We start from the raw sequence: 10,036 nt of genomic DNA on the forward strand, positions 1-10,036 counted from the left end.
TCCCGCTCCCGGCAATTGCAATGAAATATATTCACGCGCATCGGGAATACCCGAGCCGCGGCAACCGTTGATCACCGTCGACGCCGCAGTCCGCGAGGACGCGGCGTTTTCCTCGCATCCCAATTTCTCAGGAGTCATTCGTGCCCAATCTCATGGTCATCGTCGCCAGCACCCGCCAAGCCCGCATCGGCCACACCGTCGCTAACTGGGCGATCGACACGGCGAAGGGGCGCGCAGACCTGACCGTCGACGTCGCTGATCTGCAGGAGATCGCTCTGCCGTTCTTCGACGAGGCGCACGCGCCGATGATGGGCAAGTACGAACTGCCGCACACGCTGGCGTGGGCCGAGCGCGTCGCCGCCGCAGACGCCTTCCTCTTCGTCAGCCCCGAGTACAACGGCTCGTACCCCGGCGTGCTGAAGAACGCCGTGGACTACCTGCTCGCTGAGTGGCAGGGCAAGCGCGCCGGCGTTCTCGCCTACGGCGCGTACCCGGAGAGCCGGATGATCGGCCAGCTCGACTTCGTACTGCGCAACCTCGGACTGGAGCGCACCTCCGCCGATCTGCAGGTGCAGAACCCGTGGACCCTGCTCGACGCCGACGGCAAGCTCACGGCCCCCGCCGAGCTCACCGACTCGCTGCAGTCGATCCTCGACGAACTGTCGCTGGTTCCCGCCGAGGCCGTCTCCGCGTAAGAAGCAGAGAAAGCCCCGCCAGCCCTGATATTTCAGGGACTGGCGGGGCTTTTCGCATAGACGCGACGGCGGGAGTCGAACCCGCTACACCCCCAGGTATGAGCTGGAGCCCGGGACCACCCGGACCGTCGCGGTGTCTTCGACGTTACCTGTCGGGGATGCTTCTGGCCAGGGTTCGGTCACGATATTGCCGAGTGCGTCTGCCGGTGACGGCAGATTTCACGCGGTGCCCACCTGCCGTTCACCCCGCGGGACGCACTTAGACTGGAACCATGAAGTTGCCGCCGATCCTCGTCTACTCCGTGCTGCGACTGCTCGCGTTCCTCGTACCGCTGGTGATCATGTGGTTCTTCTTCCCGATCATGCGCGAGCTGTGGTGGCTGACGGCGATCTTCGCCGCACTGATCGGTATGAGCATCTCGATCCTGTTCCTGCGCGCGCCGCTCTCCGGTGCATCCTCGGTGATGTACGAGCGCCGCGAAGCGCGCGAAGCAACTGGCAAGCGCAACGCCGCCGCACAGGATGCTGACGCCGAGGATGCCGCGATCGACGATGCGGGCAACGACTCAGCAGACAGCACGCCGAACCCGAACTAGGTCCTCAGCCGACGAACGCCCAGTACAGCGCGCCGGCGTAGATGATCGCCGTGAGCGAGGTCAGTCCGAGAGCGACGACCAGCTCGCGCGCCTGCCGGTGCATCCATACGATGACGATCGCCGGGATGCCAGCCAGCAGCGCCATCAGCGTGAGCCACGCGATCGGATACAGCAGCGCGATGAAACTCGACAGCAGGAACGGCACCACCAGGAACACGGTGTAAACGACCTGCGTCGCGCGACGCCCGATCAGCACGGTCAGCGTGCGCTTGCCCACCGCGCGATCCTGATCGATGTCGCGCAGGTTGTTGGCCAGCAGCACGCCGCAGGCGAAGAGTCCGACGGCCACGGCTCCCAGCCACGCCTCCTGCGGCAGCTGGAACGCCTGCACCCAGGTTGTCCCGAGCGTTGCGACCAGTCCGAAGAAGACGAAGACGAAGACTTCGCCGAGGCCGAAGTACCCGTAGGGGCGCTTGCCGCCGGTGTAGAACCACGCTGCGACAATGCAGGCGGCGCCGACTGCCAGCATCCACCACTGGCCGGTGCGGATAACGATCAAAAGGCCCACGAGAGCGGCGAGCGCGAAGAAGACCAGACCGATATTCAGCACCGTTCGCGGGTTGACGCGGCCCGAGGCAGTGAGGCGCGCAGGCCCCACCCGGTGCGCGTCAGTACCGCGGATGCCGTCGCTGTAATCGTTCGTGAAATTCACGCCGATCTGCAGCAGCACCGCGACCACGAGGCAGGCGAGGGCAATGACCCAGTGTAGATTCTGGTCGACGAGTTGCGCGGCACCCGTGCCGATGATGACCGGCGCGATCGCGAGCGGCAGTGTGCGCAGGCGCGCAGCGCCGATCCAGTCGCGCGCCGTGATCGGCGGCGCCTCCACGATCGGGCGCTTGGCCGGGTTTCCGCTGGTGCGCACCGGCTTCCGCTTCGGGGCCGACGACTTGCGTTTTGAGGATGCTGCCACGGAAGGCAAGCCTACTGGCAGCATCCATGAGCCGCTGAGTCACGGGGTCGGGTTACTGACCTTGCCGTCGAGCCAGAGCGTTTCGGTGGCATCCGCAGTGGGCTCGTACTCGTCCCCTCGGTCATGTCGTCGTGGGGATGCTTGGTGCTCACCGAACCTCCCGCGCAGCCGACGCTGTTCTATCCAGCTCGCGGCGACACCACGATCGCCGCCTCGACGGCATCGCATCATCTTGCCGTGCTGCGCGCTTCCGGGCTCATCGCCAGCGAACGCTCCGGCAATCGGATGCTGCACTCGCGCACACCGCTCGGCGAGGCGATGATCGGCCAGACGCTGTGACTACGCGACTCGCTCGACGTCGACCTCGGCGCGCAGGCGGCGGCCATAGCCGACGGCGGCCACGGCGGCCACCGCAACAAGAACGAGCGGAATGATCAGCGCGGCGCGCAGACCAAACTCGTCACCGACGAAGCCGAGCGCGGGCGGGCCGACGAGGAACGCGACATAGCCGAGGGTTGCAACCAGCGACACCCGGGCGGCGGAGTCCGAGCCGGAGTCTCCAGCAGCGGAGATCGCCACCGGGAACCCGAGCGATGCACCCAGACCCCACAGCAGAACTGCTGCCGTCGCTGCCACCTGGCCGTCGACGAAGATGATGACGGCCAGCCCGATCGTGGCGAATACGCCGCTTGCGCAGAGCACCGTGGCCCGGCCGAACCGGTTGATGAACCAGCCACCGATAAACCGTCCGGTCGTCATCGCCGCAGCGAAAACTGCGTAGATCGCCGACCCCGATGCCGCGTCGAACCCATGACCGTCGACCATCACCAGCGGCAGCCAGTCGTTCGCCGTCCCCTCGGCGAGCGCCATCGCCAGGATGATCACGCCGATCAGCAGTAGCGTCGGGTCACGCCAGAGATGGGCGTTCGATCGCCGCGGAGTGCCGGATGCTGCGCGCTCGACGCGCCCGGTTCCGGACGGGATCCGCGGCACCGAGAAGATCACCGCGGCAAGCGCGGCCACGCCGACGAAGGTGAGGTGCAGCGAGACGGGGAAAGCGGATGCTGTGGCGAAGATGCCCAGCACCGCGCCAATGACGGTGCCGAGGCTGAAGTATCCGTGCAACTGCGGCAGGAAGGATCGGCCCGTCACTCGTTCGACGTCGGCACCTTCGACGTTGAGGGCAACTTCTCCGCCGCCCATGCCCGCGCCGAACAGGAACAGTCCTGCGGCAGCCACGAAAGGCTCACCCAGACCGGCTCCAACTCCGATCGTCGGCATGCTGATGACAACGCCGATGGCTCCGGCGGCGATCACCGGCCGTGCCCCGAAGCGCGCAACGAGAGGTCCGGATACGAGGATGCCCAGCATCGAGCCGACCGAGAGACCGAACAGCACGAGACCCATCTCGAGTGTCGATGCGCCAAGCAGGTCGCGGATGTCCGGGGTGCGCGTGACCCACGAGGCAATTCCGATGCCGGGAACGAGAAAGAGTGCGGCAAGCGCGAGCTGGCGCAGACGGATGCTGTTAATCATGGTCCTCTCAGAGCATGTACGAGCGTACATGCTCTAAGAGGCCGCTACTCCTCGACGCTGATCGGCCGGTTCTCGTAGTACGTCTGCAGCACCACGGTCGTGCGCGTGCTCACGTTGGCGATCGATCGGATGTCGTTGACCAGCTGCTCCAACGCCCGCGGTGAGGCCACCCGCACGAACAGCATGTAGCTCGCGTTCCCGGCAATCGAATGGCACGCCTCGATCTCGGCGCGCTGCTCGAGAAGTTCCGGCGCATTGTCGGGCTGAGCGGGGTCGAGCGGCGTGATCTCGATGAACGCGGACAGCGGTTTACCGAGAGCTTCCGCGTCGAGGATCGGTCGGTAGCCGGCGATGACGCCGCGCGATTCGAGCCGGCGCAGCCGCGACTGCACCGCGGAGCTCGACAGGCCGACAGCATCCGACAGCTGCGCGAGCGTCGCCCGGGCGTCACGAGAGATCTCGGCAATGATCTGACGGTCGACAGCATCTTCCATAGATGGAAGAATATCGGCATAAGTATCAATTCGCCGGATTATTTCCGCCACGTCTCCGGATCGGAGGACCCAATGTCCACCACTCCCCCGCAAACCGACGCCCGGCCGCTGAGCCTGTCGAAGGGCGAGGGCCTCGAGGATGCCTCGCAGGCCGAGTCGAGCGCCGCATGGCGGATGCTGAAGGATGCCGCCATCGCCATTCGCCGGCTGCAGGTGAAGGACGGGTCGATTCCGGATGCCGCAGCAGGGGCCGAGGCTGAAGAGCACGTCGCCGCGATCGTGGCGAGCATCCGCGCCCTCGCTCCCGCGTTCCCGCACGATGCCGAATACCTCGCAGCGTCCATCCGCGACTTCGAACGGTGGGCGGCGGAGGGTTTCGGCATCCCGGACTTCCTGGATTCGCTGGTCGCCTTCCAACCGCAGCAGCACCGCGTCGACGGCATCCGGCACCTGGTCGTGTTCCCGATGTACACGCAGAACGGTTCGTCCGATCGGCTCGTGGAAGCGCTCATCGTGGAGACGATCTGGCCAGAGTTCATCGCTGAACTCGAAGCCGGCGACTACGGCAACAAGCTGTTCGTCTCGCTGCGCTTGATCGACTTCACCCCCGGTTACGACACGAACTCGGCCGTGCTGTTTCCGGAGACCGTCGCGATGCGGGAGATCCCGACGTTCACGTGGGGCGCGATCTTCCAGGATCGCGAAGCTGCCCGCTACCGGCGAGTGGTGCGCGCAGCATCCGAGATCACCAAGCTCGACCTGCCCGAGGCCGCGGCGCGGATGCTGGATGACCAGGACCTCACCGAAACGACGTTCGTGATGTGGGACATCATCCACGACCGTACGCATATGCGCGGTGACCTGCCGTTTGACCCATTCATGATCAAACAGCGGATGCCGTACTTCCTGTACTCGCTCGAAGAGCTGCGCTGCGACCTCACCGCGTTCCGCGAGAGCGTGGCGATCGAGAACGCCCTCACCCTTCGACAGGCTCAGGGGTCGGATGTGCTCTCGGCGACAGAGCAGCAGATGCTCGAGCATGCTTCCCTCGTGCAGTACGCGGTGATCTTCGACCGGATCTTCCGCTTCGCGATCACCGGATCCCGGGTGCGCAACTACGACGGGCTCGGCGGGCAGCTGCTGTTCGCCTGGCTGCACCAGCGCGGCGTGCTGCACTGGACCGACACCCAGCTGACGTTCGACTGGGATGCGGTGCCGGATGCCGTGATCGCGCTCAGCGACGCGGTGAATGAGCTGTACTGGCGTTCGATCGATCGGCCGAAGAAGGCGCACTGGCTGGCGGCGTACGAACTTGTTCGTTCCGTGCTGACGCCGAACCCGGCATCCGTCTGGGCTCGCGGACTGCCGGACGAGGTGCTCGCCGGGCCCCCGAAGGGGTACACCGATGAGGTGCTCGACGATGAGTTCCCGCTGTCGATGTTCTTCGAGGCACTGGAGAAGAAGATGCGGCCTGTGATCGAGTCGACCGCGGGGATCCGGGCTGGCGATGCGTGAGGGCGGCGCGCACGCCTCTCGCAGAAGTGCAGCTTCTTCGCAGATTTCGGGCAGATTCGTGCGAGATAAGTGCAGTTCTGCGAAGTTCGCGATCGGGAGTGAGCGATGAGCGTCGCAGATCGTGTGGTCGTTGTTGCCGGGGCGACAAGCGCGGCGGGGCTCACGGTTGCGCGTGCTCTGGTCGACGCTGGAGCACGGGTGATCGCGACCGGGCGCTCCGCTGAACGGCTCCAACCGCTCAGCGACGTCGGTGCCCAGGTCGCCGTGGCGGATGCCACTTCGTTCGAGGACATGTCCGCTCTGGCCGCGAAGCTCGGCCCGGTCGACGGTGTACTCTCGCTCGTCGGCGGCTGGCGCGGCGGCGGCGGTCTCGCCGGTCAGTCCGATGAGGACTTCGATGCGCTCCTGCCTGCACTTCAGGCCGTGCGCGCGACGTCGCGTGCCTTCGCATCCCTGCTGCAGGCCTCGGATGCGGGCCGCTTCGCGATCGTGTCATCCACGGCCGTCGCGCGCCCGCTCGCCGGCGGGGCGAACTACGCAGCGGTGAAGGCAGCGAGTGAGGCGTGGACCCATGCGATGGCTCAGGGATTTGCGAAGGCCGCGCGGGATGCCGGCGAGCCACTGCGCACGGCATCCGTCGTGTTCCGCGCCAAAGCCCTCGACCCCGAGGCGCTCGCACCGGCGATTGTCGGGCTCTGGGACGGCGACGCCCCCGCACTCAACGACCGGATGATCGAGCTGGGCTGAACGTCCCGACGTTCGACCCATCGACCGCGCCCGGCCGCGCACACGTTGCGGATCTCGCAGCCCCAACGCGTCCGCGGGGCTCACTCAAGCGGACCAGGAGTGGTCGGCGGAATGCCCCGCACGGGAGGTCCGGCATCGGCGACCCCGCTCTCGCGGTCACTCCCGACACCCTCCGCAGCATCATCGATGACCGGCGGCGCCTCCGCATACAGTTCGGTGAGCTTGCGATACGAACGGGTGAGGAATGCGAGCCCCGCCGCGGCCACCATGATCAGCCCCGCGAACAGACAGATCAACGCGATCCCCCGCGCTTCGCCCTCCCCCAGCAACCAGCCCCACTGCCGCTGACCGGCCGGAGAGTCCATGTACGGGATGATCGCGAACTCCGCGATCGGAGCAATGAGGAATGCCGTCACCGGAGCGGCAGCCGCTTCCATCGCCGCGGCAACACCGAACACCCGGCCCTGCCGCGTGAACGGCACGACCTTCTGAATCACGGTCTGCTCAGCCGCTTCCACCGGCGGAATGAGCGCCATATACACCCAGATCCCCAAGGCGTACAAGGGCCACCACTCCCTGATCATGAACACGGCACCGAGCAGCCCCATCACCATCACGACGAGAAGCATCGTGCGCATCGGCTTCTTACCGAGCCCGAACTTCGCCACCAGCGCACCACCGACGATGAACCCGGTCGAGGTGACCCCGAGCACGAGCCCCCACATCTGAACGGAGAACAGCGTCAACCCGTACGGGTCCATCAGCGCCATGTACACCCCGCCGATGAGGTTGTTGAAGGTGGAGAAAATGATGAGCGCGAACAGCCCCGGCGCGAGGCGGATGGCAGTCACACTGCCCCGGAAGTCCAGCGCACTCGAGGCGTTCGGATCGGGCTGCGGCGCCTCTTCCGGAATCCGCACGAACAGCAGGTGCACGAATGTCACGACCATGGCGCCGATCGCGATCACCAGCGTCCACCCCATCCCGAGGAAGCCGATCGACAGCCCGGAGAACACACTGGTCACCATGAACGCGATGCCCTGAACGGTGCCCACAAGGCCGTTCGCATTGGCGCGCTTGTCTTCTTCGACCAGCAGTGTGACCGTCGTCGACAGAGCGATGTTGCGCAGCTGCTCGATCACCCCACCGAACAGGATGATCACCGAGAACAGCCAGAACCACGGCCCGCCGAGATTCAGCAGTTGAGATTCGGGCTGCCAGAGATACAGCAGACCCGCGATCAGAAATGCCGACGCCGAAAGCAGACTGGAGAGCACCATCACGGTGTGCTTTCGGTTGCGGTCGACGATCGTGCCGAACACCATCGCGAAGAACGCCACGAACAGCATGTAGGCGCCGCCGATGATCCCGGTCGCCAGCACCGACTGCGTCTCGATGTAGACCCAGAAGGTCAGCGCGAACCACAAGAAGCTCGTCGTCACGTTGGCGATGAGTGTATTCACGAGGACGTTGGCGAAGGCCGTTCGCGCTGCGGTGCGCTGCATGGAAAAATCGTAAACGCTACCGCGGACATTGCACATAGGCTTATCCGGTGAGCACACTGCATGACCCCCAGATCCGGGGATTCGCGTCGGACAACTACTCCGGCATCCACCCCGATGTTCTCCAGGCGATCGCCGCGGCCAATGACGGCCACCAGATCGCCTACGGCGAAGACGAATACACCGAGCGGCTGCATGAGGTCTTCGGCAGCCACCTCGGCGACGACGTCCAGATCTTCCCCGTCTTCAATGGAACCGGAGCGAACGTCGTCGGCCTGCAGTCGATGCTCCCCCGCTGGGGCGCTGTGATCTCGGCATCCACCGCCCATATCAATGTTGATGAGGGCGGCGCACCCGAACGGATCGGCGGCATGAAGCTGCTCACCGTCCCGACCGACAACGGCAAGCTGACCCCCGAACTCGTCGACCGCGAAGCGTGGGGCTGGGGTGACGAGCACCGCGCTCAACCGCTGGTTGTCTCGATCACGCAGTCCACCGAGCTCGGCACGCTGTACACCGTCGAGGAGATCCGCGCGCTCGCCGACCACGCGCACGAGCGTGGGATGCACCTGCACATGGACGGCGCCCGCGCCTCCAATGCCGCGGCCGCCCTCGACGTGCCGCTTCGTGCTTTCACCCGCGACGCCGGCGTCGACGTGCTCAGCTTCGGCGGCACGAAGAACGGTGCCATGCTCGGCGAGGCGATCGTGGTGCTGAACCCCGAGGCATCCACCGGTCTCATCTACGGTCGCAAATACAACATGCAGCTGGCATCCAAGATGCGCTTCATCTCGGCGCAGCTGATCGCCCTGCTGGAGGGTGACCTCTGGCTGCAGAACGCACGCCACGCGAACGCGATGGCCGCGCGGCTGCGGGCGGGCGTCGAGGCCGGAATCGCCGACGGCACCATCCGTGGCGTCGAGTTCACCCAGCCCACGCAGGTCAACGGCGTCTTCGCGACACTGCCGGAGGGCATCGCCGATCGTCTGCGCGAATCGTTCCGCTTCTATGACTGGGATGCTGCGCGCCGCGAAGTGCGCTGGATGTGCAGCTTCGACACGCAAGAGTCAGACGTGGACGCCTTCATAGCCGAGATCGCACGCCTGACAACCGCGTAGGGGTGGGCTGCGGGGCTTGGTAGTGCGCCGCCAGAGTTCAGGCGGGGATCGTCCAGTCTTCGACACGCAGACCGGAGACCCGGTCGAACTCATTCACGTTGTGCGTGACCATCGTCAGATCTCGCGACCGCGCGTGCCCGGCGAGAAGGATGTCATACCCACCGATCGGCTCTCCCCGCGCCGCGAGGTCAGCTCTGATATCACCGGAATGATGCCCGGCAGCAGCATCGAAGTCGAGGACGATCAACCGGCTCAGAATCTCTTCCACGGCGATGCGGTTGCGCATGGGGTCGCTCGATCGCGCCGCACCGTAGGAGAGCCCGGCGACTGAGATACTCGACACGTGCAGCGAGCCGGATGCCTCGTTCATCCGCTCTGCGATCACCGGCAGGCTTCGCCGAAGCGCGAACACGAGGATGCTCGCATCGAGCAGATATCCCGCACTCACCAGTCGCGCTCCTGCGCCTCAGGCTGATCCCGAGTGGTGAGGTAATCACCGGTGACGCTTATGCCGTTCGCCCACCAGTCGATCCAGTCCGCGCGCACCGGGATGATGACGCGTGCATCGCCGATAGCGGTGACGGTCACCTCTGTGACCGAATCGGGAAGCGCGACGTCCTTGGACAGACGCACGGCCTGCGTGCGGTTGCTGCGGAAAAGCGTGGTCTGAGACATTCAACTCTCCCTGTATATACGCCGCGTATATACAGGGTACTGCGATCCGAACGGAACCGCACTAGGTGTTCTTCCCACGGTGGTTGTGTGCAGCGTGGCGTGAGGAAATGAGGTGAGGACCTCCGGTATCGATATGGGTAACCACACCTGATCGAGTCCACGGAGGTCCTCATGTCTTACGTTAC

At 65.5% G+C, this 10,036-nt stretch carries 12 protein-coding genes; 6 read left to right on the forward strand and 6 right to left on the reverse strand.

Annotated features, from left to right (window positions below):
• Window positions 1-140: 140 nt before the first annotated feature.
• Window positions 141-695 (forward strand): NADPH-dependent FMN reductase, encoded by a 555-nt coding sequence (locus tag ACSS7Z_RS15265; RefSeq protein WP_438255728.1) that lies wholly within the window; start codon window positions 141-143, stop codon window positions 693-695.
• 272 nt (window positions 696-967) lie between these two features.
• Window positions 968-1,291 (forward strand): DUF4229 domain-containing protein, encoded by a 324-nt coding sequence (locus ACSS7Z_RS15270; protein ID WP_438255729.1) that lies wholly within the window; start codon window positions 968-970, stop codon window positions 1,289-1,291.
• 4 nt (window positions 1,292-1,295) lie between these two features.
• On the opposite strand, the gene ACSS7Z_RS15275 is transcribed toward ACSS7Z_RS15270, so the two are convergent.
• The gene (locus ACSS7Z_RS15275) at window positions 1,296-2,264 is read right to left on the reverse strand and encodes a 1,4-dihydroxy-2-naphthoate polyprenyltransferase (protein WP_438255730.1); all 969 of its coding nucleotides are present in this window, start codon (window positions 2,262-2,264) and stop codon (window positions 1,296-1,298) included.
• A 144-nt stretch (window positions 2,265-2,408) separates the two neighbouring features.
• On the opposite strand from ACSS7Z_RS15275, the gene ACSS7Z_RS15280 reads away from it, so the two are divergent.
• Window positions 2,409-2,603: an ArsR/SmtB family transcription factor gene (locus tag ACSS7Z_RS15280; RefSeq protein ID WP_438255731.1), complete on the forward strand. Its 195-nt coding sequence runs from the start codon at window positions 2,409-2,411 to the stop codon at window positions 2,601-2,603.
• Here ACSS7Z_RS15280 and ACSS7Z_RS15285 read toward each other — a convergent pair whose 3' ends face one another.
• Both ACSS7Z_RS15285 and ACSS7Z_RS15290 read right to left on the reverse strand, forming a co-directional pair.
• Window positions 2,604-3,800, reverse strand: a complete 1,197-nt coding sequence (locus tag ACSS7Z_RS15285; RefSeq protein ID WP_438255732.1) for an MFS transporter — start codon at window positions 3,798-3,800, stop codon at window positions 2,604-2,606.
• 44 nt (window positions 3,801-3,844) lie between these two features.
• On the reverse strand, window positions 3,845-4,294 hold the full coding sequence (locus ACSS7Z_RS15290; RefSeq protein ID WP_438255733.1) for an Lrp/AsnC family transcriptional regulator: 450 nt from the start codon (window positions 4,292-4,294) through the stop codon (window positions 3,845-3,847).
• Window positions 4,295-4,366: 72 nt separating this feature from the next.
• Here ACSS7Z_RS15290 and ACSS7Z_RS15295 point away from each other — a divergent pair, with 72 nt between their 5' ends.
• The gene (locus ACSS7Z_RS15295; protein WP_438255734.1) at window positions 4,367-5,809 is read left to right on the forward strand and encodes a DUF6421 family protein; all 1,443 of its coding nucleotides are present in this window, start codon (window positions 4,367-4,369) and stop codon (window positions 5,807-5,809) included.
• 105 nt (window positions 5,810-5,914) lie between these two features.
• The gene (locus ACSS7Z_RS15300; protein WP_438255735.1) at window positions 5,915-6,556 is read left to right on the forward strand and encodes an SDR family oxidoreductase; all 642 of its coding nucleotides are present in this window, start codon (window positions 5,915-5,917) and stop codon (window positions 6,554-6,556) included.
• Window positions 6,557-6,636: 80 nt separating this feature from the next.
• Here ACSS7Z_RS15300 and ACSS7Z_RS15305 read toward each other — a convergent pair whose 3' ends face one another.
• On the reverse strand, window positions 6,637-8,061 hold the full coding sequence (locus ACSS7Z_RS15305) for an MFS transporter (RefSeq protein WP_438255736.1): 1,425 nt from the start codon (window positions 8,059-8,061) through the stop codon (window positions 6,637-6,639).
• A gap of 47 nt (window positions 8,062-8,108) precedes the next feature.
• Here ACSS7Z_RS15305 and ACSS7Z_RS15310 point away from each other — a divergent pair, with 47 nt between their 5' ends.
• Window positions 8,109-9,176: a threonine aldolase family protein gene (locus ACSS7Z_RS15310; RefSeq protein WP_438255737.1), complete on the forward strand. Its 1,068-nt coding sequence runs from the start codon at window positions 8,109-8,111 to the stop codon at window positions 9,174-9,176.
• A 37-nt stretch (window positions 9,177-9,213) separates the two neighbouring features.
• On the opposite strand, the gene ACSS7Z_RS15315 is transcribed toward ACSS7Z_RS15310, so the two are convergent.
• Both ACSS7Z_RS15315 and vapB read right to left on the reverse strand, forming a co-directional pair.
• On the reverse strand, window positions 9,214-9,624 hold the full coding sequence (locus tag ACSS7Z_RS15315) for a PIN domain-containing protein (RefSeq protein WP_438255738.1): 411 nt from the start codon (window positions 9,622-9,624) through the stop codon (window positions 9,214-9,216).
• Entirely contained in the window at window positions 9,621-9,851 is a 231-nt protein-coding gene (vapB, locus tag ACSS7Z_RS15320) for a type II toxin-antitoxin system VapB family antitoxin (RefSeq protein ID WP_438255739.1), read from the reverse strand. The genes ACSS7Z_RS15315 and vapB overlap by 4 nt, the downstream gene beginning before the upstream one ends.
• Window positions 9,852-10,036: the final 185 nt, after the last annotated feature.

The sequence above is a fragment of the Microbacterium wangyouchuni genome (assembly GCF_051546305.1).
Taxonomy (GTDB): Bacteria; Actinomycetota; Actinomycetes; order Actinomycetales; family Microbacteriaceae; genus Microbacterium.

Coding starts and splice junctions, on each gene's coding strand:
- ACSS7Z_RS15270 (WP_438255729.1), top strand. CDS start 968: ATGAAGTTGCCGCCGATCCTCGTCTACTCCGTGCTGCGACTGCTCGCG.
- ACSS7Z_RS15285 (WP_438255732.1), bottom strand. CDS start 3,800: ATGATTAACAGCATCCGTCTGCGCCAGCTCGCGCTTGCCGCACTCTTT.
- ACSS7Z_RS15290 (WP_438255733.1), bottom strand. CDS start 4,294: ATGGAAGATGCTGTCGACCGTCAGATCATTGCCGAGATCTCTCGTGAC.
- ACSS7Z_RS15295 (WP_438255734.1), top strand. CDS start 4,367: ATGTCCACCACTCCCCCGCAAACCGACGCCCGGCCGCTGAGCCTGTCG.
- ACSS7Z_RS15300 (WP_438255735.1), top strand. CDS start 5,915: ATGAGCGTCGCAGATCGTGTGGTCGTTGTTGCCGGGGCGACAAGCGCG.
- ACSS7Z_RS15305 (WP_438255736.1), bottom strand. CDS start 8,061: ATGCAGCGCACCGCAGCGCGAACGGCCTTCGCCAACGTCCTCGTGAAT.
- vapB (WP_438255739.1), bottom strand. CDS start 9,851: ATGTCTCAGACCACGCTTTTCCGCAGCAACCGCACGCAGGCCGTGCGT.